Source organism: Achromobacter sp. AONIH1, assembly GCF_002902905.1.
Taxonomy (GTDB): Bacteria; Pseudomonadota; Gammaproteobacteria; order Burkholderiales; family Burkholderiaceae_B; genus Achromobacter.
Genome location: NZ_CP026124.1, coordinates 3,171,599 through 3,194,648, shown reverse-complemented (window position 1 = coordinate 3,194,648; position 23,050 = coordinate 3,171,599). Strand labels below are relative to the sequence as shown.

Annotated in this window: 20 protein-coding genes; 12 read left to right on the top strand and 8 right to left on the bottom strand. The window is 68.6% G+C overall.

Going from position 1 to position 23,050, the window contains the following annotated elements; all coding sequences use genetic code 11:
* Positions 1 to 27: 27 nt before the first annotated feature.
* Entirely contained in the window at positions 28 to 891 is an 864-nt protein-coding gene (locus tag C2U31_RS14610) for a LysR family transcriptional regulator (RefSeq protein ID WP_103276376.1), read from the top strand.
* A gap of 47 nt (positions 892 to 938) precedes the next feature.
* On the top strand, positions 939 to 1,508 hold the full coding sequence (locus tag C2U31_RS14605) for a phosphonate degradation HD-domain oxygenase (RefSeq protein WP_103273420.1): 570 nt from the start codon (positions 939 to 941) through the stop codon (positions 1,506 to 1,508).
* Positions 1,509 to 1,640: 132 nt separating this feature from the next.
* On the opposite strand, the gene C2U31_RS14600 is transcribed toward C2U31_RS14605, so the two are convergent.
* Entirely contained in the window at positions 1,641 to 2,498 is an 858-nt protein-coding gene (locus C2U31_RS14600; RefSeq protein ID WP_103273419.1) for a sulfurtransferase, read from the bottom strand.
* A gap of 42 nt (positions 2,499 to 2,540) precedes the next feature.
* Positions 2,541 to 3,395: a DMT family transporter gene (locus C2U31_RS14595; RefSeq protein ID WP_103273418.1), complete on the bottom strand. Its 855-nt coding sequence runs from the start codon at positions 3,393 to 3,395 to the stop codon at positions 2,541 to 2,543.
* Between the two features lie 150 nt (positions 3,396 to 3,545).
* Here C2U31_RS14595 and htpX point away from each other — a divergent pair, with 150 nt between their 5' ends.
* The 7 genes from htpX to C2U31_RS14560 all read left to right on the top strand — a co-directional run bounded on the left by htpX (position 3,546) and on the right by C2U31_RS14560 (position 11,881).
* Positions 3,546 to 4,427, top strand: a complete 882-nt coding sequence (gene htpX / locus C2U31_RS14590) for a protease HtpX (RefSeq protein WP_103273417.1) — start codon at positions 3,546 to 3,548, stop codon at positions 4,425 to 4,427.
* Positions 4,428 to 4,798: 371 nt separating this feature from the next.
* Positions 4,799 to 6,067 (top strand): carbohydrate porin, encoded by a 1,269-nt coding sequence (locus tag C2U31_RS14585; RefSeq protein ID WP_233772859.1) that lies wholly within the window; start codon positions 4,799 to 4,801, stop codon positions 6,065 to 6,067.
* A gap of 19 nt (positions 6,068 to 6,086) precedes the next feature.
* On the top strand, positions 6,087 to 7,103 hold the full coding sequence (gene xylF, locus C2U31_RS14580) for a D-xylose ABC transporter substrate-binding protein (protein WP_103273415.1): 1,017 nt from the start codon (positions 6,087 to 6,089) through the stop codon (positions 7,101 to 7,103).
* A gap of 19 nt (positions 7,104 to 7,122) precedes the next feature.
* On the top strand, positions 7,123 to 8,667 hold the full coding sequence (locus tag C2U31_RS14575; RefSeq protein WP_103273414.1) for a xylose ABC transporter ATP-binding protein: 1,545 nt from the start codon (positions 7,123 to 7,125) through the stop codon (positions 8,665 to 8,667).
* A gap of 5 nt (positions 8,668 to 8,672) precedes the next feature.
* A complete protein-coding gene (locus C2U31_RS14570) occupies positions 8,673 to 9,860 on the top strand; it encodes a sugar ABC transporter permease (protein ID WP_103273413.1) in 1,188 nt (395 codons plus the stop codon).
* The gene (locus tag C2U31_RS14565; protein WP_103273412.1) at positions 9,853 to 10,944 is read left to right on the top strand and encodes a lactonase family protein; all 1,092 of its coding nucleotides are present in this window, start codon (positions 9,853 to 9,855) and stop codon (positions 10,942 to 10,944) included. Before C2U31_RS14570 ends, C2U31_RS14565 begins: the two co-directional genes overlap by 8 nt.
* 16 nt (positions 10,945 to 10,960) lie before the next feature.
* The gene (locus tag C2U31_RS14560) at positions 10,961 to 11,881 is read left to right on the top strand and encodes an NAD(P)-dependent oxidoreductase (RefSeq protein ID WP_103273411.1); all 921 of its coding nucleotides are present in this window, start codon (positions 10,961 to 10,963) and stop codon (positions 11,879 to 11,881) included.
* Between the two features lie 49 nt (positions 11,882 to 11,930).
* On the opposite strand, the gene C2U31_RS14555 is transcribed toward C2U31_RS14560, so the two are convergent.
* Both C2U31_RS14555 and C2U31_RS14550 read right to left on the bottom strand, forming a co-directional pair.
* The gene (locus C2U31_RS14555) at positions 11,931 to 12,950 is read right to left on the bottom strand and encodes a LacI family DNA-binding transcriptional regulator (protein ID WP_103273410.1); all 1,020 of its coding nucleotides are present in this window, start codon (positions 12,948 to 12,950) and stop codon (positions 11,931 to 11,933) included.
* A 3-nt stretch (positions 12,951 to 12,953) separates the two neighbouring features.
* Positions 12,954 to 14,345 carry an L-serine ammonia-lyase gene (locus C2U31_RS14550; protein ID WP_103273409.1) on the bottom strand — a complete coding sequence of 464 codons (1,392 nt, stop codon included), beginning with the start codon at positions 14,343 to 14,345 and terminating at the stop codon, positions 12,954 to 12,956.
* A gap of 169 nt (positions 14,346 to 14,514) precedes the next feature.
* Between C2U31_RS14550 and C2U31_RS14545 the strand changes: the two genes are divergently transcribed.
* On the top strand, positions 14,515 to 16,176 hold the full coding sequence (locus C2U31_RS14545) for a Na/Pi cotransporter family protein (RefSeq protein ID WP_103273408.1): 1,662 nt from the start codon (positions 14,515 to 14,517) through the stop codon (positions 16,174 to 16,176).
* A 102-nt stretch (positions 16,177 to 16,278) separates the two neighbouring features.
* On the opposite strand, the gene C2U31_RS14540 is transcribed toward C2U31_RS14545, so the two are convergent.
* From C2U31_RS14540 to polA, 3 genes are all read right to left on the bottom strand, one after another.
* Positions 16,279 to 17,067 carry a dienelactone hydrolase family protein gene (locus tag C2U31_RS14540; protein WP_103273407.1) on the bottom strand — a complete coding sequence of 263 codons (789 nt, stop codon included), beginning with the start codon at positions 17,065 to 17,067 and terminating at the stop codon, positions 16,279 to 16,281.
* Positions 17,068 to 17,110: 43 nt separating this feature from the next.
* Positions 17,111 to 17,947 (bottom strand): ZIP family metal transporter, encoded by an 837-nt coding sequence (locus tag C2U31_RS14535; RefSeq protein ID WP_103273406.1) that lies wholly within the window; start codon positions 17,945 to 17,947, stop codon positions 17,111 to 17,113.
* Positions 17,948 to 18,064: 117 nt separating this feature from the next.
* The gene (gene polA, locus C2U31_RS14530) at positions 18,065 to 20,782 is read right to left on the bottom strand and encodes a DNA polymerase I (protein ID WP_103273405.1); all 2,718 of its coding nucleotides are present in this window, start codon (positions 20,780 to 20,782) and stop codon (positions 18,065 to 18,067) included.
* 52 nt (positions 20,783 to 20,834) lie between these two features.
* Between polA and C2U31_RS14525 the strand changes: the two genes are divergently transcribed.
* Positions 20,835 to 21,464 carry a TIGR00730 family Rossman fold protein gene (locus C2U31_RS14525; protein WP_103273404.1) on the top strand — a complete coding sequence of 210 codons (630 nt, stop codon included), beginning with the start codon at positions 20,835 to 20,837 and terminating at the stop codon, positions 21,462 to 21,464.
* An 86-nt stretch (positions 21,465 to 21,550) separates the two neighbouring features.
* On the opposite strand, the gene C2U31_RS14520 is transcribed toward C2U31_RS14525, so the two are convergent.
* Entirely contained in the window at positions 21,551 to 22,411 is an 861-nt protein-coding gene (locus tag C2U31_RS14520; protein WP_103273403.1) for a LysR family transcriptional regulator, read from the bottom strand.
* 134 nt (positions 22,412 to 22,545) lie between these two features.
* Here C2U31_RS14520 and C2U31_RS14515 point away from each other — a divergent pair, with 134 nt between their 5' ends.
* Positions 22,546 to 22,938 carry a 4-oxalocrotonate tautomerase gene (locus C2U31_RS14515; RefSeq protein WP_103273402.1) on the top strand — a complete coding sequence of 131 codons (393 nt, stop codon included), beginning with the start codon at positions 22,546 to 22,548 and terminating at the stop codon, positions 22,936 to 22,938.
* The last annotated feature ends 112 nt before the right edge of the window (positions 22,939 to 23,050 follow it).

Genomic DNA, 23,050 nt, shown 5'->3' with positions numbered 1-23,050 from the left:
GAAATCCGCGCTCCCCTCGCCTGTACCGTGCTCGTCGCCGAACTCAAATCCTTCTATGCCGTGGCCCGCTGCGGAACCGTCACCAAGGCCGCCGCCCAGCTGGGCGTCAGTCAGCCCACGGTGACGGGCCAGTTGCGCCAGCTCGAATCGCGCTACGGCGTCGAGCTGTTCCACCGGCAAGGGCGCGGCATGCGGCTGTCGGACGCCGGCCACAGCCTGATGCCGATGGTCGAGAAGCTGGTGCAGCAGGAAACCGAGATCGATTTCCGGCTGCGCGACGCCAGCGACCTGCGCGAAGGCAACCTGCGGGTCGGCGCCACCGGACCGTTCTACATCATGGACACGGTGCGGCGGTACAACCAGCGCTATCCGGGCATCGACCTGACGCTGGTCATCGGCAATTCGCAGAGCATGCTGCAGGCGCTGCACGACTATCAGATCGAGATTGCCACGTCCTCGTTTCTGATGGATGACAAGCATTTGTACCGGCGCCTGATCGCCGCCGACCCCATTCGCGTGGTCACGCACCGCGACCACCCGCTGGCGCGGCGCGGCCGTGTGTCGCTGGCCGACCTGTCCGAACACGCCCTGCTGTTGCGCGAGCCCGGCTCGATGACGCGCCAGCTCACCGAGGAAGCGCTGCGACAGGCCGGCGTCAGCGTGCGCCGCACGCTGGAGATCGGCAGCCGCGAGTCGATCCGGCAGGCCATCCTGAGCGACCTGGGGATCAGCCTGATCCCCTCGCGCGAAATCCCTTCCCATCCGGACCTGGCCGCCCTCGACATCGAGGGCGCCGAGATCGTGATGCACGAATACCTGTACTGCCTGCGCGAGCGCCAACCGGTGCAGCTGATCGCGCGCTTTCTGGAGATGGCGCCTGCCGCCGGCTGAGCCCGGCCGTCGAGCGCTTCCCCCTTGCGGCCACTCAGGAGACAACCATGGCCTTGACCTTGCAAGACATCGAGCAGCTGTTCCTTGAACGCGGACATCGCTCCTACGACGGCGAGTCCGTCAGCCACCTGCGCCACGCGCTGCAGACCGCCGCGCTGGCCGAGCGCCACCACGCCGGCCCCGAACTGATCACCGCCTGCCTGCTGCACGACCTGGGGCACCTGATCGCCGACCGGCCCGGCACGCCCACGCTGCGCGGCCTGGACGACAAGCACCAGTACTTCGTGCTGCCATTCCTGCGCGGCCTGTTCGGCCCGGGCGTGCTGGAGCCGATCCGGCTGCACGTCGAGGCCAAGCGCTACCTCTGCTATCTGGAGCCCCACTATGAAGCGTCGCTCTCGGAGGACTCGAAGCGCAGCCTGGCGCTGCAGGGGGGCAGCTTCGATGCGGGCCAGGCGCTGGATTTCGCCAGCCTGCCGGGCGCGCCGGATGCGATTCGGCTGAGACGCTGGGACGACATGGCCAAGGTGCCGGGGCTGATCACGCCCTCGCTGGAGCATTACCTGGAGATCGCCGAGAGCGTGTCGACGCGGGCGAAGCTGGCGGCGATCCACTAGAAAACCGCGCCTGCCTCGCGCCCGGGTCGGCGTCGGCGCTCTGCAAGACCGGCCGGACGCAGCAAAAAAAAGCCAGGGCATCGCCCTGGCTTTTCTCTTTCATGCCGGCCGGCAAGGACCGGCGCCCCGCCCTCAGGCCACGGCGCCCGTGGCCACCGGACGCGACGGGTCGCTGCACCACTCGCTCCACGAGCCCGGATACAGGCGCGAACCGGACAGGCCGGCGATTTCCATGGACAGCAGATTGTGGCAGGCGGTGATGCCCGAGCCGCACTGATGCACGATGGCGGCCGGATCGCGGCCCGCCAGCAGCGCCGTGAACTCGGCGCGCAACTGCTCCGGCGCCTTGAAGCGGCCGTCGGTCCGCAGGTTCTCGCCGTTGGGGCGGTTCAGCGCGCCCGGGATGTGGCCGGCCACCGGGTCCATGGGTTCGACCTCGCCGCGATAGCGGTTGGCGGCGCGCGCGTCGATCACGGTAAAGGCGGGCTGGGCGATATTGGCCAGCACCGTGGCGGCATCCACCGTCGCGGCCAGCGACGCGCCCGGCTCGACGGGCTGGCCCGGCAGCGCCGCCACGCCCGGCTCGGTCGAAACGGGCAGGCCGGCCGCGGTCCAGGCCTGCCAGCCGCCGTCCAGCACCGCCACGCGCTCATGGCCCAGCCAGCGCAGCATCCACCACAGATGGGCGGCGTACATGCCGCCGCTGGCGTCATAGGCCACCACCAGGGTCTGCGGCGTGACGCCGTGAGCGGCCATCAGCGCGCCGAATTCCGCGCGCGACGGCAGCGGGTGGCGGCCGTTCTTGCCCGTGCGGGGGGCGGCCAGCTCGGTCTCGTGATCGAGGTAGCGGGCGCCGGCGATATGGCCGGCCTCATAGGCCTGGCGGCCGGCGGCATGGTTCATCAGGTCGTGGCGCACGTCGAACACGCGCAGGTCGGCGCCGCCCAGGCGCTCGGCCAGTTCGGCGGCGGAAATCAGGGTCATCGTCATCGGTCGGACTCCTCTTGCTGAATTCGGATGGACGGCCGGGACTCAGGCCGGTTTGGGATCGCGCATGGTGCGCCAGACCGACAGCAGTCCGGCGAAGATGATCAGCGCCATGCCGGCCCAGGCCAGGCCGTCCAGGCGGTCGCCCCACAGGCCCATGCCCAGCAGCGCCGCGAAAATGATGGTGGAGTACTGCAGGGCGGCGGTCAGCAGCGCCGAGCCCAGGCCGAAGGCCCGCGTCATCGCCAGCTGGCCGAACAGGCCGGCCACGCCCACGCCCACCAGCGCGGCATAGCCGGGCCAGTCGGCCTGGCCCCAGCCGTCGAAGCCCAGGCCGGCGGCGCTGGACAGACAGACCGCCACGGAAAAGAACAGCACCGTGCGCCATTCGGGCTCGCCGATGCGGCCGAGCTGACGGATCTGCATCATGGCGACGGCCGACATCGCGCCGGCCGTCAGCCCCAGCAGCGCCGCCAGCCATTGGTCGTCGTTGATGCTGGGACGCAGCACGGCGATCACGCCCAGGAAGCCCAGCGCCACGGCGGTGATGCGCACGGCGTCGCGCTGCGCGCCGCCCCAGCCCAGCATCCAGCAGGCGATGAACAGCGGCGCGGTGTAGTTCAGGCTGGTGGCGGTGGCCAGCGGCAGGTGGGCGATGGCATAGAAGCCCAGCCACATCGAGGTGACGCCGGACAGGTTGCGCCACAGGTGCAGCTTCCAGCTGGTGGGCACGATGGACTGGCGTCCGGCGCGCGCCCAGATCAGCAGCAGGATGACCGAAGGCAGGCCGCGGAACAGCACCACCAGCGGCAGCGACGCGCCGTGCTCGGTGCCGAGCTTCACGAACGACCCCATGATGGCGAACATGGCTGACGCCACCAACATCCAGAGAGCCTGCATGGGGACCTGCGCTAGGTAAAAAGTGAAGGGAACCGAGGGAAAGCGATACTATACTCCCCGTCACCGGAGGCGGCGCCGGCGGTCGGGGAACTGGCGGCCCGCCTTGCAGTCCAAGCCGAACTATCCTGCTCGCAGAGGAACATAAAAAGCATGAAACGCATCGTCTTGTTCGTCATCACCAACCTGGCTGTGATGCTGGTCCTGTCGGCCACGCTGCGCATCCTCGGGGTGGACAGATACATCACCGCGCAGGGCCTGAACCTGCAGGCGCTGTTGGTGTTCTCGGTCGTCGTCGGCTTCACCGGCGCGATCATCTCGCTGCTCATCAGCAAGCCCATGGCCAAATGGAGCACCGGCGCGCAAGTGCTGGATCCGAACGCCCCGCGCAATCAGCGCGAGGCCTGGCTGCTCGATACCGTGCACCAACTGGCCGATCGCGCCGGCATCGGCCGTCCCGAAGTCGCCATCTACGAAGGCGCGCCGAACGCCTTCGCCACCGGCGCGTTCAAGAACGACTCGCTGGTCGCGGTATCCACCGGTCTGCTGGAAAGCATGACCGAAGAGGAAGTCGCCGCCGTGCTGGCCCACGAAGTGGCCCACATCGCCAACGGCGACATGGTCACGCTGACCCTGATCCAGGGCGTGGTCAACACCTTCGTGGTGTTCCTGGCGCGCGTGGTCGGCTACTTCATCGACCGCGTCGTGCTCAAGAACGAGCGCGGCATGGGCATCGGCTACTACGTCACCGTGCTGGTCTGTGAGATCATTTTCGGCATCCTGGCGTCGATCATCGTCGCCTGGTTCTCGCGCCAGCGCGAATACCGCGCCGATGCCGGCTCGGCCCACCTGATGGGCGCCCGCGAACCCATGATCCGCGCCCTGGCCCGCCTGGGCGGCGTCGAAGCCGGCGAACTGCCCAAGTCCTTCGAGGCCTCGGGCATCACCGGCAAGGGCGGCCTGGCCGCGATGTTCGCCTCGCACCCGCCGATCCCGGCCCGCATCGCGGCGCTGCAGCAAGCCCGTCCGGCCTGATTCCGGCGCCCGCGAGGGCGCTGATGGTCCACAGAAAAAAAGCCCGCGCAAGCGGGCTTTTTCCTGCCCGCAAACCACGGCGCGCCTGCGATACGCACGCATCCAGCCCTTGCGGCGCCGAAGGTCCCCTGCCCCGTTCCTAGCGAAATCCCTAGGTACCAAGTGAATTGACAGCGCTGTCAATTGCACTGAAACTAGCTTCGCCGACAAGCCGTCGGCCAACGACATACAAGCCGACCCGCCCACCCGCGGCACGCGGCGACAGGAGACAAGTCATGGCAACACCTCCCTGCCCCCTGGCAGCGGACGGCGCTGGCGCGCGCCTCCGGCATCGCTCCCCCATGCGCCTGCCCTTCCTCCGGCCGCTGCTCATGGCCGGCCTGTTGACCGCCGCCGGCGCGGCCCAGGCGTATGACATCACCACCAGCCCGCACCTGTTCGGCGACTGGGGCGGCCTGCGCACCAGCCTGTCAGAGCGCGGCATCGACCTCAACCTCGGCTATACCGGCGAAGCCGCGCACAACTTCAGCGGCGGCAAGGACAAGCTGACCCGCTACACCGACCAGTGGGTCTTCGGCGCCACGCTGAACCTGGACAAGCTCTGGGGCTGGCGCGGCGGCACCTTCCAGATGACCATCACCGACCGCAACGGCCGCAATCTGGGCGCCGACGCCGGCATCGGCAACAACATGCTGATCCAGGAGGTCTACGGCCGTGGCCAAACCTGGCACATGACGCAGTTCTGGCTCAACCAGTCCTTCCTGGACAACCGGGTGCAATGGAAATTCGGCCGCATGACGGTAGGCGAGGATTTCGCAAGCTTCTCCTGCGACTTCCAGAACCTGACCTTCTGCGGCTCGCAGCCCGGCAATCTGGTGGGCAGCTACTGGGTCAACTGGCCAACCAGCCAGTGGGCCACGCGCCTGAAGGTCAGCACGTCGGAACAGACCTATCTGCAGGCCGGCGTCTATCAGGTCAACCCGAAGTACGTGGACGACGGCTACGCCCGCCGCCACGGGCTGTCGCTGGACAATCCCGGCGGCACCACCGGCGCGCTGATCCCGCTGGAATTCGGCGTGCTGCCGTCCTGGAACGGACTGCCCGGCTCCTACAAGTTCGGCGCCTGGTACAACACCTCGCAGGGCAAGGATCTGTACCAGGACGTGAACGGCGACGCGCGCGGCCTCACCGGGCTGGCGCCGCGCGAACGCAACGGCCAGTATGGCTTCTACCTGAACTTCGAGCAGCAGGTCAGCGGCGCCGCCGGCGCGCGCGGCGCCTCGGTGTTCCTGAACTTCTCGCAGGCCGACCGCGCCACCGCGGCGCAGGATCACCAGCTCGCGCTGGGCCTGCAGTACAAAGGGCCTTTCGGGCAGCCGCGCGACGTGGTCGGCGTGGCCATCGGCGCAACCCACAACAATGGCCGCTACGCGCGCTACGTGAGGCAGCAGGACCAGCGGCTGGACACGCGAACCACGGTGGGCGACGGCTATGAGTACGTGGCCGAGGCCTACTACAGCTGGTCGCCGGTTCCGTCCATCTACCTGCGGCCCAACCTGCAGTACATCCGACATCCGGGTGGCACGTCCAGCAACCACGACGCCTTCATCATCGGGCTGAAGACCGGCATCACCTTCTGAGCGCAACGAGGAGACAGACATGACCCTATCTTTCCGCCGCCTGCTGGCCTGCGCCCTGGCGCTGCCCGCCGCCCTGTACGCCGGCGCCGCCGCCCACGCCAGCAAGGAAGCGCCCGTGATCGGCTTTTCCATCGACGACCTGCGCGTCGAGCGCTGGACCCGCGACCGCGATTACTTCGTGCAGGCCGCGACCGCCCTGGGCGCCAAGGTGAGCGTGCAATCCGCCAACGCCAACGAGGCGCGCCAGATCGCACAGCTGGAGAACCTGATCGCCGAGGGCGTGGACGCGCTGGTGATCGTGCCCTTCAATTCCAAGGTGCTGAGCAACGTGATCGCCAAGGCACGCAAGAGCGGCATCAAGGTCATCGCCTACGACCGCCTGATCCTGGGCGCGCCGCTGGACGCCTATGTCTCGTTCGACAACGTCAAGGTCGGCGAAATGCAGGCGCAGGGCGTGATCGACGTGGTGCCCAAGGGCAATTACTACCTGCTGGGCGGCGCCTCCACCGACAACAACGCTCGCCTGTTCCGCGAAGGACAGATGAACGTGCTCAAGCCGCTGGCGGACAAGGGCGACATCAAGATCGTGGGCGAGCAATGGACGCCGGAATGGGATCCGTCCAAGGCCCAGGCCATCATCGAGAACGCGCTGAACGCCAATAGCAACAACATCCAGGCCATCGTCGCCTCGAACGACGGCACGGCCGGCGGCGCGATCCAGGCGCTGACCAGCCAGAAGCTGGCCGGCAAGGTCGCGGTGTCGGGCCAGGACGCGGACCTGGCGGGCGTGCGCCGCGTGGCGGCGGGCACGCAGACCATGACCATCTACAAACCGCTCAAGAGCATCGCCAGTACCGCCGCGCAGGTGGCCGTGGAACTGGTGCAGGGCAAGCAGCCCGCGTTCAACGCCAAGCTCGACAACGGCAAGGGCCAGGTGGACAGCATCCTGCTCAAGCCCACGCTGCTGACGCGCGACAACCTGGACATCCTGGTCAAGGACGGGTTCTATACGGCGGAACAGATCGCGGGCAAGTAGCCGCGACAGGAGATGGGTGATGGAACAGCAGCCCCTGTTTGAAATGCGCGGCATCGTCAAGGAATTCTCGGGCGTGCGCGCGCTGTCCGGCGTCAGCCTGGCCGTGCGGCCGGGCGAATGCCTGGGCCTGTGCGGCGAGAACGGCGCCGGCAAGTCCACGCTGATGAAAGTGCTGTCGGGCGTCTATCCGCACGGCAGCTACGAAGGCCAGATCCTCTGGGAAGGCCGCGAGCTGCGCTCGCGTTCCACCCGCGACAGCGAGCGCGCCGGCATCGTCATCCTGCACCAGGAGCTGATGCTGGTGCAGGAGCTGAGCGTGACCGAGAACATCTTCCTCGGCAATGAGCTGAAGCTGCCTGGCGGGCGCATGGACTACCCGGCCATGCACCGCCGCGCGGCCGAGCTGCTGGCGCGGCTCAAGCTGGACGACGTCAACGTGGGCGCGCCAGTGATGCACTATGGCAACGGCCATCAGCAGCTGTTCGAGATCGCCCGCGCCCTGGCCAAGCAGGCGCGCCTGCTGATCTTCGACGAGCCCACGTCCTCCCTCAGCGCCAAGGAGATCGAGGTGCTGCTGGCGATCATCGAGGACCTGAAGCGCGCCGGCGTGGCCTGCATCTACATCTCGCACAAGCTCGACGAGGTCAAGCGGGTCTGCGACACCATCACCGTGATCCGCGACGGCGAGCATGTCGCCACCCGGCCGGCGGCGGCGCTGGACGAGAACGGCATCATCGGCCTGATGGTAGGCCGGGAACTGACCTCGCGCTTTCCCCGCACCGAGCGCCAGCCCGGCGAGGTGGTGCTGGAAGCGCGCGGCGTGACCTGCTGGGACGTCACCAACCCGCGCCGCAAGCGGGTGGACGATGCGGGCCTGCAGGTGCGCGCCGGCGAGATCCTGGGCATCGCCGGCCTGGTGGGCGCGGGCCGCACCGAACTCGTGTCCGCGATCTACGGCGCCTATGCCGGCCGCAGCGAGGCGCAGGTCTGGGTGCAGGGCCGCCCCGTGCGCATCGGCTCGCCGGCCGACGCCATCGCGCAGGGCATCTGCCTAGTGCCGGAGGACCGTAAGCGCCATGGCATCGTGCCGCAGATGAGCGTGGCCGAGAACATCACGCTGGCGACCCTGGCCGACCACGCGCGCGCGACCCGCGTCGACGCGCAGTCGGAACTGGCCGCGGTCGAGCGCGAGATCGCGCGCCTGCGCATCAAGACCGCGAGCCCCGGCCTGCCCGTGGCCAGCCTGTCCGGCGGCAACCAGCAGAAGGTGGTGCTGGCGAAGATGGCGCTGAAGAACCCCCGGGTGCTGATCCTGGACGAGCCGACGCGCGGCGTGGACATCGGCGCCAAGTACGACATCTACAAGCTGATCTTCGATCTGGCCGACCGCGGCGTGGCCATCGTCATGGTGTCCTCCGAGCTGCCCGAGATTCTGGGCATGAGCGACCGCGTGCTGGTCATGAACGCCGGCCGCGTCGCCGCCGAATTCCCCATCCAGGGCCTGACGCAGGAACGCGTGCTGGCCGCCGCCCTGAACACCGAACCGCTGCGGCACGCCGCCTGAACGCCATGAAGCAGACCCTCGCCTCTTCCTATGCCGAACCCCGCCCCAAGGCCGCGCGCCAGCCCCTGCGCCAGCTCTTCGCCCGCCACAAGCTGCTGGCGATGGTGCTGGCCCTGGCGCTGATCTGGCTGTTCTTCTGGCACCAGACCGGCGGCACCTTCCTGCGCCCCAACAGCATCTCCAACCTGTTCCTGCAGATGTCGGTCACCGGCATGCTGGCCTGCGGCATGGTGCTGGTCATCATCGCCGGCGAGATCGACCTGTCGGTGGGATCGCTGCTGGGCCTGCTGGGCGGCCTGGCCGCCATCCTGACGGTGAACCTGGGCTGGAACACCTGGCTGGCGGTGGCCGCCGTGCTGGCCGCCGGCGCCGCGCTGGGCCTGGTCAACGGCTGCCTCACGACGCGGCTGCGCGTGCCGTCCTTCATCGTCGGCCTGGGCGGCATGCTGGCCTATCGCGGACTGCTGCAGCTGAGCACGGACAGCGTCACCATCGCCCCCGTGCCCGACGATCTGGGCGCCATCGCCCAGGCCTTCGTGCCGCCGGCGCTGTCCTGGTTGATGGTGGCGCTGATCATCGCGCTGGCCTGCGGCCTGGCCCTGTCGCGCCGGCGCCAGCGTCGCCGGCTGGGACTGGCGCTGGCGCCGGCCTGGGCCGACGGACTCAAGGTCGGCGCGATCGCCGCCACGGCCGCGGGCTTCGTGCTGGTGCTGAACCAGGCCCACGGCGTGCCGTTGCCGGTGCTCATCCTGCTGGCGCTGCTTGGCGTATTCTCATGGATCACCAGCCAGACGGTGTTCGGCCGCCACGTCTACGCGGTGGGCGGCAACGTCGAGGCCAGCCGGCTGTCCGGCGTGAACGTCAAGCGCGTGAAACTGATGGTGTTCATGCTGATGGGCCTGATGTGCGCCTTCGCCGGCATTGTCACCACCGCGCGCGCGGCGGCGGGCTCGCCGTCGGCCGGCGTGGGCGGCGAGCTGGACGCCATCGCCGCCTGCTTCATCGGCGGCACGTCCATGCGCGGCGGCTCGGGCACCGTGTACGGCGCGCTAATCGGCGCGCTGGTCATGGCCAGCCTGGACAACGGCATGCAGCAGATGAACGTGGATACTTCCTGGCAAATGATCGTCAAGGGCGCCGTGCTGGTGCTGGCGGTCTGGATAGACGTAGCGACGAGGTCCGAACGTGCATGAATCCCAACATTCCTCCGCGCCGGGCAGCTGCCTGCTGGCGGTAGGCACCTATACGGAAATCCTGCCCCATGTGCAGGGACGCGGCCTGGGCATACACCTGCTGGAATTCGACGGCGAATCCGCCACGTTCCGCGAACGCCAGGCCCTGGCCGGCCCGGTCAATCCTTCCTACCTGTGCGCATGGGGCGACCGGCTCTACAGCGTCAGCGAACGCAGCCGCGACGCGGCGCTGGACATCAGCGCCATCGAGGACGGCGGCGCGCGCCTGCGCCCCATCGGCCGCACCGCCGTGCCGGGCGCCGACCCCTGCCACGTCAGCGTGAATCCGGTGGCGCGCCAGTTGTACGTCTCGAACTACAGCTCGGGCGAACTGCTGTGCTACGCGCTGGACGACAAGGGCCTGCCCGACGGCGAGCCGCAGGCCCTCAGGCGCCAGGGCTCGGGGCCGCGCGCCGACCGCCAGGACGGCCCGCACGCGCATTTCGCGATGCCCGATGCCGCCGGCGCGCATGTGTACCTGTGCGACCTGGGCACCGACGCGATCGTCCGCCATCGCGTGCAGGCCGACGGCCTGGCGCCGGAGCCCGACTGGACGCTGCGTGCGCGGCCCGGCTCGGGGCCGCGCCATCTGGTCCTGGCCGGCGCGCTGATCGTCGCGGTCAATGAGCTGTCCAATACGCTCAGCGTCTACGGGCAGGCCGGGGATGCGCGAACCCCGCCCCGCGAACTGGCGCACGCCAGCACGCTGCCGCCCGGCTGGACCGGCGCCAGTTGGGCCGCGGCGCTCCGGCTGCACCCGAACGGCAGGCTGCTGATGGTCTCCAACCGCGGCCACGACAGCATCGCCGCCTTCCGCCTGCGACGCGACGCGCCCTGGCTGGAGCCGCTGGGCCACTTCCCCGCCGGCGGGCGCACGCCGCGCGACATCGCCTTCACGCCCGACGGCGCCTTCCTGCTGATCGCATCGCAGGACGACCATCTCATCCGCGCATTGCGCATCGACCCCGTCACCGGCATGCCCGAACGCGCCGGCGCGTCCTTCGCGCTGCGCTCGCCCGTCAGCCTGTGCCCCCTGCTGCCCTGAACCGGAAACCCTCAACGTGACTGCATCCCTTCCTCCCGCCCGCATCGTCGTCACCGGCGCCACCGGCCAGATCGGCCGCAAGGCCCTGGCCATCCTGGCGCGCCAGGCCTGGTGCGAACACCTGGTCGGCATCGACCTGCACGCGGACGACACCCTGTTCGGGCCCGAGCTGCGCGAACGCCTGACGCTGGTCGCCGCCGATCTCGAGGATCCCGATGGCGCATGGACCCGCCATTTCGAGGGCGTCGACGCCGTGCTGCACCTGGCCGCCCGCCATTCCACGCCCGACGCCAGCTGGGAAGAGGCGCTGGGCTCCTACAACATGACGCTGAACGTGCTGACGGCGGCGGCCACGCATGGCGCGCGCCGGCTGGTGTTCTCATCGTCGAACCATGCCATGGGCGGCTACAAGGACCAGCCGCTGGCCGCGCGCATGGGCCCCGGCAAGCTCACCGCGCAGACCGAGCCGGCGCCCGGCACGCGCTGGTTCGATGGACAGCGCGATGTGCTTTCGCTGGCCTACGGCACCTCCAAGGTGATGGGAGAGCGCCTGTGCCGCGCCTATTCGGCCGTAACCGAAGGCCGCCTGTCGACGGTGGCGGCGCGCATCGGCTGGATCCTGCCCGACGGCAACGACCCGCGCGACATCACCTATTCCGGCGTGGCGCACCAGCGCGCGCCCGCGGACGGCGCGCTGGATGAACCCAGCCGCCGCGCCCTGGCCTGGTTCCGCGACATGTGGCTGTCCAACGGCGACCTGGAACGGCTGCTGATCGCCGCGCTGACGGCCGACTCGTCCAACTGGGAAGGCGGCAGCGTCATCGTCAACGGAGTCTCCGCCAACCGGGGCAGCGCCTGGGATGTCGCTGGCGGACGCGCCAGCATCGGCTACGACCCGCAAGACGACGTGCAGGAACGGCTGCGCGTCGCGCCCTGACAGCTCGCGTTGCGTCGAGGTCCGCGTCGGGCGCGGCGCGCCGGCGGACTCAGTCCAGCGCCCGCGTCGAATCGCGCACCACGATCTCGTAGCCCAGCGTGCGCACCCGCGCCTGCGGTTCGCGCGAGACCAGCTGTTCCACGGCCGCGTAGGCCATGTCGCGGATCGGCTGGCGCAAGGTGGTCAGCTTGGGCCAGGTCTGGCGGGACAAGGGCGTGTCGTCGTAGCCGGCCACCGACAATTCGTCGGGCACCTTGATGCCGCGCGCATGCGCCGCGTACAGCACGCCGGCCGCCATGTCGTCGTTGCCGGCGAAAATGGCGCTGGGCCGGTCGGCGCGATCCAGCAGCCGATCGCCGCAATGCACGCCGGAATCAAAGGAATGCAGGCCCTGCTCGACCAGGCTGTCGTCGACTTGCAATCCCCCCTCGGCCAGCGCATCGCAATAGCCGCGCAGGCGCTCGTGGGCGGCGCCGTGGTCCGGATGGCCGGCGACGAAGCCGATGCGTCGATGCCCCAGGCCGATCAGATAACGGGTCATGTCGCGCGCGGCGGAACGGTCGTCGGTGCTGACTTCCAACCCTTTCACGCTCGGATAGCTGGGCGCCAGCCGCACATAGGGCATGTCGCCTCGGTCCAGCGCGTCGATCAGCGCCGGCACGTCGGACACCGGCGGCGTCAGCACCACGCCGGCGCAGGCGCGCTGGCGCGCCGCCTGCGCGATCTGCTCGGCCAGGCCCTCGGCGCGGTAGTCGCAGGGCTGCAGCAGCAGGCTGTAGAAATAGCGCCGGCACGCGTCCAGCGCCCCCTGCTGGATGTTGATCAGGTAGTTGTCGCTGGGATTGTCGTACACCAGCATGATGAGGTCGGAGCGCTTGCTGGCCAGCCGGCGCGCGGATGGATTGGGCTGGTACTTCAGCAGCTCGATCGCGGCCATGACCTTGGCGCGCGTCTTCTCGCTGGTGTTCGGCTCGTTGTTGAGCACGCGCGACACGGTCTTGATGGACACGCCCGCCTGGGCTGCCACATCATCGACCGTGACGGAACCCGTTCCCTTGCCGCTCGCCATGCCTCAGCACTCGACGATGTTGACCGCCAGCCCCCCGCGCGCGGTTTCCTTGTACTTGGTCTTCATGTCGGCTCCGGTCTCGCGCATGGTCTTGATGACCGAGTCCAGCGACACGTAGTGCTGACCGTCGCCACGCAGCGCCATGCGGGCGGCGTTGACCGCCTTGACCGAGGCCATGGCGTTGCGTTCGATACAGGGAATCTGCACCAGCCCGCCGACGGGATCGCAGGTCAGGCCCAGGTTGTGCTCCATGCCGATCTCGGCCGCGTTCTCGACCTGCTCGACCGTGCCGCCCAGCGCCGCGGCCAGACCGCCCGCCGCCATGGAACAGGCCACGCCGACCTCGCCCTGGCAGCCGACTTCGGCGCCGGACAGCGAGGCGTTGTACTTGTACAGCAGGCCCACCGCCGCGGCGGTCAGCAGGAAGGCGCGCACGCCCTCGCGGTTCGAGCCGGGGATGAAGCGGTCGTAATAGTGCAGCACGGCCGGGATGATGCCGGCCGCGCCGTTGGTCGGCGCCGTGACCACGCGGCCGCCGGCGGCGTTTTCCTCGTTGACGGCCATGGCGTACAGGTTGACCCAGTCCATCACCGACAGCGGATCCGACAGCGTGCGCTCGGCGCGCTGGGTCAGGTTGCGGTACAGCTCGGGGGCGCGGCGACGCACCCGCAGCGGGCCGGGCAGCTCGCCATCGGCCTCGGGGTAATTGATGCCGCAGCCGCGCGCCACGCAGTCCTGCATGACCTGCCAGATACGATCCAGGCCGCCGTTGACCTCGGCCTCGTCGCGCCAGGTCAGTTCGTTCTTCATCATCAGCTGGGCCACCGTCAGCCCGCTTTCCTTGCACATGGTCAGCAGCTCGCGGCCGGTGCGGAACGGAAACGGCAACTGGTCATGGGCGGCGATGACCTGGCTGTTGGACGCGCCGGCCGTGACCACGAAACCGCCGCCCACGGACAGGTAGCGCGACTCGCGCAGCGACTCGCCCTCGGCGTCGTAGGCGTGGAACTTCATGCCGTTGGGATGCTCGGCCAGCGCTTCGCGCCGGTAGAACATCATGTGTTCCTTCTCGATGAAGGGTACGGTGTGGCGTCCGAGCAACGACAGCTGGCGGCTGCCGCGCACCGAGGCCAGCAGGCCGGCGATGGCGGCCGGGTCCACCGTGTCGGGCGCTTCGCCCATCAGGCCCAGCAACACGCCCTTGTCGGTGCCGTGCCCCTTGCCGGTGGCGCCCAGCGAGCCGTAGAGCTCGGCCCGCACCGAGGCCACGCGCGGCATCAGGCCGTCGCGTTCCAGGCCCTGGGCGAACAGCAGCGCCGCCCGCATCGGCCCCACGGTGTGGGAGCTGGACGGGCCTATGCCTATCTTGAACAGATCGAATACGGAAACTGCCACCCCACACCCCAATGCAATCTAGAAGATGCGGCAATGATACGCGCAAGCCCCGCCGGCGGGCAGCATGGCCCTGGCGGGCGTATGCTCTATCAGGGACGGTTTGCCCCGGCAGGCGCCGGGCATGCGATCATTACAAAATTATTACTTGTCATAGAAAGAACACGCCAGGATGTCCGCACTCATCACCTTGCTCGACTTCGCCGGCTACGTCGCCCTGCTGCTCTGGGGCGTGCACATGGTCCAGACCGGTGTGCAGCGCGCCTTCGGCGCGGCCCTGGGCGCTGCCCTGGGGCGTGCGCTGGGCACCCGCCTGCGGGCCTTCGCCGCCGGCCTGGGCATCACCGCGGCGCTGCAGAGCAGCACCGCCACCGGCCTGATGATCACCGGCTTTGCCGCCGGCGGCGTGGTCGGCCTGGTGCCGGCCCTGGCCGCCATGCTGGGCGCCAACGTCGGCACCACCCTGATCGTCCAGCTGCTGTCCTTCGACCTGACCTCGCTGGCGCCCATCCTGATCCTGGCCGGCGTCTGGATGTTCCGTCGCTACCCGCCCGGCCGCACCCGCGACCTGGGCCGCGTCTTCATCGGTCTGGGCCTGCTGCTGCTGTCGCTGCACCAGCTGGTGCAGCTGTTCGAGCCGTTCCAGAGCGCGCCCATGCTGGGCATGGTGCTGGAAGCCTTGTCCACCCAGCCGGTGGTGGCCGTGCTGCTGTCGGCGATCTTCACCTGGGCCGCGCACTCCAGCGTGGCCGTGGTGGTGCTGGTCATGTCGCTGGCCAGCCATCACATGGTGGCGCCGCACGTGGCCTTCGCGCTGGTGCTGGGCGCCAACCTGGGCACCGCCATCAATCCCATGATCGAGGGCGTCACCGGCGATGATCCGGCCGCCCGCCGGCTGCCGCTGGGCAATCTGCTGACGCGCGCGCTGGGCGTGCTGGCCGGGCTGGTCGCGCTGCCGCTGGTGCAGCCGCTGATGAACCTGCTGGAAGCCGATCCGGCCCGCGCCGTGGCCAACTTCCACACGCTGTTCAACGCCGTGATCGCGCTGGTGTTCCTGCCCGTGCTCGCGCCTTACGCCGCCCTGCTCACGCGCTGGCTGCCCAAGCGCGCCGACCCGAACGATCCGTCGCGACCGCAGTACCTGGACGAATGGGCCCACGACGTGCCGGCCGTGGCCCTGGGCAACGCGGCGCGCGAGGCGCTGCGGATGGCCGACATGCTGCAGACCCTGCTGCTGTATGCGCGCGCCGGCTTCAAGCGCGACAACCGCCACCGCATGGTGCAGGCGCGCCAGCTGGACGGCGCGCTGGACAAGCTGGAGAACGCCATCACCACCTACCTGGCCACGCTAGACCAGGAGAACATGACGCGCGAAGACCTGCAGCGCATGGACGACATCCTGGCCTTCATCAGCAACGTCGGCCATGCCGGCGACATCGCCCACCACGGCCTGCTCGGCCATGTCGCCAAGCTGCGCAAGCAAGGCTGGGTCTTCTCGGCCGAACAGCGCGCCAGCCTGGAAGACACGCTGGGCCAGCTCATCGCCAACCAGCGCCAGGCCGCCGCCCTGTTCGTCAACGACGACCTGCGGCAAGCGCGCGCGCTGGCGGGCGAGAAGGCGCGCTTTCGCGGCATCGAGACCCAGGCCTCGGACGCGCATTTGCAACGGATCAAGGCCGGCGAAGTCGACGCCGCCGAAGTGGGCGCGCTGTACCTGGACATCCTGCGCGACATGAAGGGCATCAACTCCCACCTGGTGGGCGCGGCGGCCTACCCGCTGCTGGCCCGCCACGGCGAGCTGCTGCCGAGCCGCCTGCGAGAGTCTGAAGGGTAGACCCAGCCCCGAGCGCTGCGCGCTCCCCTCAAGGGGCGCCGCTGCGGACCGGCGAAGCCGGCTCCGCGCGGCCCCGCTGAGGGCGTTCTTGCCTGCGGGCTATTAGAGGTGGTTCTGGAACCAGTCCAGCATACGGCGCCAGCCGTCCTGGGCGGCCTGGGCGTTGTAGTTGGGGCGATAGTCGGCCAGGAAGCCGTGGTCGGCCTCGGGGTAGACCACGATCTCGGAGCGGCGCGCCGCTACGCTGCCGGCGGCCAGGCCGGCCTTCATCCTGTCGACGTCGGCCAGCGGAATGCTGGCGTCGCGGCCGCCGTACAGGCCCAGGACCGGGGCGCGCAGGTCTTGCGCCACGTCCAGCGCGTAGCGCTTGATGAGCGGGCCGTGGCCGACGCTGAGCTTGCCGTACCAGGCCACGCCGGCCTTCACGGCCGGGTTGTGCGCGGCATACATCCAGGTCAGGCGGCCGCCCCAGCAGAAGCCGGTGACCGCCACGCGGGCCGGATCGCCGCCGTTGCGGGCGGCCCAGGCCAGGCTGGCGTCCAGATCGGCGTAGACCTGTTCGTCGGACACCTTGCTGACCAGCTCGGCGACCAGCTTGGGAATGTCGGTGTAGGCGGATGCATCGCCCTGACGCTCGTACAGGTTGGCGGCCACCGCCAAGTAGCCGGCGTGCGCCAGGCGACGGCACAGATCCTTGATGTGCTCGTGCACGCCAAAGATCTCCTGCACCACCAGCACGATGGGCAGGTTCTGCCTGCCGGCGGGCGCGGCATAGTAGGCGGCGATGGCGCCGTCATCCACGGGCAGCTGGAAATCGCCGTGGGCCAGCCCGGCGGCGTCGGTGTGAATGACGGTGGGGGCAATCTTGCCGGCGGCGGCGGAAAAGCTCATGGCGTACTCCTGTCAGGGCGCCGCCGGACGGTCGCGGGCTGCCTCAATGGCGGTGGCCGTGCTCCACAACGGGCGCGCCCTGGGGCGCGGCATCGTGCTCATGGCCATGATGCATCAAGGTGGTGACGCTGTAGATCAGCGCCACGCCCACGCCGACCAGCAGCAGTTGCGGGATGGCATCGGCGAGCGACACGCGCTCGTGCATCTGCGGCATCAGGTCGGCCACCGAGATGTACAGGAAGCTGCTCGCGGCGACCACCAGCACATACGGCACCAGGCCTTGGGCCTGTTGCAGCAGGAAGAACCCTATTATGCCGCCCACGGCTGAACACAGGCTGGTGAACAGGATCAGGGAGAAGGCGCGCCGCCGCGCCAGCCCGGCGTTCAGCAGCACCACGAAGTCGCCCAGCTTGTGCGGCACCTCGTGCACGATGATGGAAGCCGCCGTCAGCACGCCCAGCAGCGGATCGGTCAGGAAGGCCGCCGCCACCAGCACGCCGTCGCACAGGTTGTGCAGCGAGCTGCCGATCAGGATCATCACGCCGCCCCGGCCCGCCTCGTGGCGGTCATGGCCCTTGTGGTGATGATGGCCATCGCCTTCATGATGATGGCTGTGGCGCAGCAACGCGATCTTCTCCAGCACGAAGAAGCCGATCAGCGCGGCCAGCATCAGCCCGAACAGGACGTGTGCGTCGGCCACGCCGGACTCGAAGGCCTCGGGCAGCAGGTGCAGCAGCGCCACCGACAACAGCACGCCGACCGACAGACTGACCATGTGGTGCAGATACTGCGAAAAGACCTTGTAGGCCAGCCAGCTGGCGACCACGACGGCGAGCAGTCCGCCGGTGACGGTGGCAAGCAGGATCCAGAGCAGCAACATGGGAACGGGGATCGAAGGAGAGGAAGCGCAACATTATATTGTTGCACTCCAAAAAGCGGAAATGGCCGCCCAAGGCGGCCATTTCCGCTGCTCGAGAGACGGCAATGCGCGAGCGCGCTAGTGCGCCTGCTCCCAGTTCTTGCCCACGCCCACCTCGGCCACCAACGGCACGCGCAGCTCGGCCACGTTGCACATCAGGCGCGGCAGCGCCTCGCGCACCGCCTCGATTTCGGCGTCAGGCGCTTCCAGCACCAGTTCGTCGTGGACCTGCATGATCATGCGGGTCTGCATGCCCTCGGCCTGCAGCCAGTCCTGCACGGCCACCATGGCCATCTTGATCAGGTCCGCCGCCGTGCCCTGCATGGGCGCGTTGATGGCCGCGCGTTCCGCGCCCTGGCGGCGCGGGCCCGAAGCGCCGCGGATCTCGGGCAGTTGCAGGCGGCGACCGAAGACGGTTTCCACATAGCCCTGCTCGCGAGCCAGCCGGCGCGTCTCTTCCATGTACATCGCCACGCCGGGATAGCGCGCGAAGTAGCGGTCGATATAAGCCTGCGCCGCGTCGCGCGTGATGCCCAGGTTCGACGCCAGGCCGAACACGCCCATGCCGTAGATCAGGCCGAAGTTGATGGCCTTGGCCGCGCGGCGCTGCTCGGAGCTGACCTGATCCAGCGACACGCCGAACACCTCGGATGCCGTGGCGCGGTGGATGTCCTCGCCCGCCGCGAAGGCGCGCTGCAGGTTCGCGTCGTCGGACACGTGCGCCATGATGCGCAGCTCGATCTGCGAATAGTCGGCCGACAGCAGCATGCCGTTCTCGGCGATGAAGGCCTCGCGCACGCGGCGGCCCGCCTCGGTGCGCACCGGGATGTTCTGCAGGTTGGGATCCGACGAGGCCAGCCGGCCGGTGATGACCGCGGCCTGCGAATAATGCGTGTGCACCCGCCCGGTGGCCGGATTGACCATGCGCGGCAGCTTGTCGGTATAGGTGGACTTCAGCTTGGACAGGCCGCGGTATTCCAGCAGCACCTGCGGCAGCGGATAGTCCTGCGCCAGCTTGGTCAGCACTTCCTCGTCGGTGGACGGCGCGCCGCCGGCGGTCTTGCGCACCACCGGCAGTTGCATGCGGCCGAACAGGATCTCGCCCAACTGCTTGGGGGAATTCAGGTTGAAGGGCTGCCCGGCCAGCTCATAGGCCTTCTGCTCCAATTGCAGCATTTCCTGGCCCAGCTTGTGGCTCTGGCGGCCCAGCTCGGCCGCGTCCACCTTGACGCCGTTGCGCTCGATGATGGTCAGCACCGCCGACACCTGCATTTCCAGCAGGTAGATGCGGTTCAGCCCGGCGTCGGCCTCGACCTGCGGCCGCAGCGCGTGATGCAGCTGCAGCGTGAAGTCGGCGTCCTCGGCGGCGTAGTGGCCGGCCTTGTCGACCGCGACCTCGTCGAAGCCGATCTGCTTGGCGCCCTTGCCGCACAGGTCTTCGTATGACACGCCGCTGCGGCCCAGGTAGCGCTGCGCCAGATCGTTCAGGCCCACGCCACGGTGCGATTCCAGCACATAGGCCTGCAGCATGGTGTCCTCGGCGATGCCGGCCAGCTTGATGCCTTCGTTCTCGAGCACATGGGCGTCGTACTTGGCGTGGTGCAGCAGCTTGGACCGCGAGGCGTCTTCAAGCCAGGGCTTGAGCCGCGCCAGCACCTCGTCCTTGGGCAATTGTTCCGCGCCGTCAGGCCCACGATGCGCAACCGGGATGTAGCAGGCCACGCCGGGCGCGACCGCCATCGACAGGCCCACCAGCCGGGCCTGCATTTCATCCAGCGAGGTGGTTTCGGTGTCCAGCGCCACCAGCGGCGCCTCGGCGACCTTGGCCATCCAGGCGTCGAAGGCGTCCCAATCGGCGATGATGCGGTAATCCTGTTCCGCCGGCGCCACGGGCGGCGCGGCGGCCACGCGCGCATCGCCCGCCGGCACGCGCTCGGCGTCGCCGGTCAGGTCGCGCAGCCAGGTGCGGAAACCGTAGCGCTCGTACAGTTCGACCAGGGTGGCGTCGTCGCGCTCGCGCGGCGCCAGGTCCTCGATGCTCTCGACATGACCGGTCAGGTCGCAGTCGCACTTCACCGTCAGCAGCTGGCGCGTGAGCGGGAAGTTCGGAATCGCTTCGCGCAGGTTGTTGCCGGCCACGCCCTTGATGCCGTCGGCGTCGGCGATCAGCTGGTCGATCGAACCGTACTCGGAAATCCACTTGGCCGCCGTCTTGGGGCCGACCTTGGTCACGCCGGGCACGTTGTCGACGGTGTCGCCGACCAGCATCAGGTAGTCGACGATGCGATCCGGCGGCACGCCGAACTTGTTCAGCACGCCGGCCTCGTTCAGCACTTCGCCGCTCATCGTGTTGACCAGCGTCACCTGGCTGTTCACCAGCTGGGCCAGGTCCTTGTCGCCGGTGGAGACGATGGTGTCCACGCCCTGCTCCGCCGCGCGGCAGGCCAGCGTGCCGATGATGTCGTCGGCCTCGACGCCCTCGATGGCCAGCACCGGCCAGCCCAGCGCGCGCACGGCGCGGTGAATGGGCTCGATCTGCGCCGCCAGGTCTTCGGGCATGGGCGGGCGGTGGGACTTGTAGTCCGGGTACAGGTCGTCCCGGAAGGTCTTGCCACGCGCATCGAAAATACATGCGGCATACTCTGCCTTATGGTCAGATACAAGCTTGCGCAGCATGTTCACCACGCCGTAGAGCGCACCCGTGGGTTCGCCTTGCGCGTTGCGCAAATCAGGCATAGCGTGGAAAGCGCGGTACAAGTAGCTTGAACCGTCGACCAGCAATAAGGTTTTTTTCATGGTTACAAAGGCAGATATGAGTACACCCGCCGGCAAACAAATTCCGCTGATTATGTCAGAGATACGGACAGCGGCAGAAAAGCTCGCACACATCGGGCCCGCGGTCAGTGTCTTCGGCAGCGCACGCGTCAGTCGCAACTCCCCGCACTATGAAACCACCGTCGCCATCTCCAAGGCCCTGGCGCAGGCCGGTTTCGCCGTCATCGCCGGGGGCGGCCCCGGCATCATGGAAGCGGCCAACAAGGGCGCATTCGAAGCGGGCGGCACCAGCATCGGGCTGAACATCAGCCTGCCGCACGAGGCCCACAACAACGAATACCAGACCATCAGCCTGTCATTCGAGTACTTCTTCTCGCGCAAGGCCACCTTTTTCATGCACAGCTTCGCCTACGTGGCGATGCCGGGCGGCTTCGGCACCCTGGACGAGCTCTTCGAAGCGTTGACGCTGATCCAGACCGGCAAGGTGCCGCCCGCGCCCATCGTGCTGGTGGGCAGCGAATACTGGTCCGGCCTGGTCGAATGGCTGGGCGCGCAGCTGCTGAGCAACGGCATGATCGGCGCCCACGACCTGAACCTGTTCATCATCGAGGACGATCCGCAAAAGGTCGTGCGCAAGGTGGCGGAATTCCACGCCCAGGTCAGCAACGCCGACGCGCGCTACGCGCCCTCGCTGCCAGCTTGACGTATGGCAAGGCCGCCGCTCGCGGCGGCCTTGCCTGCCCCATACCTGCCCCTTCGATGCCCCTTGGACGCCGCTTCGGCGTCGTGTCAGCGCAGGGCCTGCGTGATTACCTCGCGCGCCCTGGCGACGAAGGCATCCTCGCCGGGCCGGGCAGGCAGCACCCGGAACGCCGCCTGCGGCAACGCCGGCAGGTCCGGCGCATCCAGCCGCGCGATGCCCAGCGCCAGCGCCGACTCGTTCAGGCAGGCCACGCCCAACCCCGCCGCCAGCGCCAGTTGCAGGCCGGCCACGCCTGAGGCCACGTGCGCCACGGCATAGGCGATGCCGCCACGGGTCAGGGTGCGCTCGGCGTACTGACGCAACGCACAGGTCTCGGGCAGGGCCAGCAGCGGCAGCGGGTCGCATCCTGGCCGCGCGCCTTGCGCCGCCATCCACATCAAGGGTTCGCGCCGCAGCATCTCGCCTGCCGGGATTCCGTCCGCCGCGCCGTCCTCCTGGACGACCATGGACACGCCCACGTCGATGCCGCCGCGCGCATAGGCGCTCTCGATCTCGCCGCTCTTCATGATCCTGACGTACAGCCGCAACTGCGGATATTGCTCGTTCAGCCGGCGCAGCATGCGCGCCACATCGCCGGGACGGAAATAATCCGTGATGCACAGGTTCAGCTCGCCGCGCATGGGCACGCCGCGCAGGTCGCGATAGGCCGCGTCGCTGAGCGCCAGGATGGCGCGGGCATGTTCCAGCAGGCGCAGGCCCGCTGGCGTCGCCGTCACGCCATTCTTGCCGCGCAACAACAGCGGCTGGCCGGCGCGCTCCTCAAGCTTGCGCATCTGCTCGCTGACCGAGGATTGCGACAGGAACACGCGCGGGGCGGCGGCGGTCAGGCTGCCCGCATCCAGCACGGCGACCAGGGTGCGTAGCTGATCCAGATCGAAACCGGCCATGGGCAGTCCTTATCCAACGGATTTAACGATGGATAAGATCGTAAATTCCCGCTTTTCCGATGTCAACGCGACACCTAGACTGGCTCCAGCCATCCGGCCTTTCCGATCCGATCCTCCACTTGAAGGAGCCTGCCATGCCCCACATCGTCGTCCACCTGTCCGGCCAACCCGATCCCACCGTCAGCCGCCGCGTCGTCGAATCCGTCGCCGGCCTGACGCAGTCCGTGCTGGGCAAGAAGCTGCCGGTCATCGCCATCACGCTGCAGTACATCCCTCATGAACAATGGTTCATCGGCGGGCAGGCGCTGTCCGAACTGGGCAGGAACGCCTTCCACCTGGACATCAGCGTCACCGACGAGACCAACACCAAGGCGGAGAAGGCGCGCTACATCCAGGATATCTACGATGCCTTCCGGGGCATCCTGGGCGAGCTGCACGAGTGCTCGTATGTACACGTGATCGATGCGCGCGCCGCGGCGTATGGGTATGGCGGCCGGACGCAGGAATACCGGCATCAGCACGGCTGAGGCACGGGCCCCCGGAGCCAGTCTGCGAGCAGATTGTCCGGCCAAAGAAAATGCCCCTTGAGCGATCAAGGGGCATTTTCTCGTCCACGTCCGACGCGGGAAGCGCATCGCG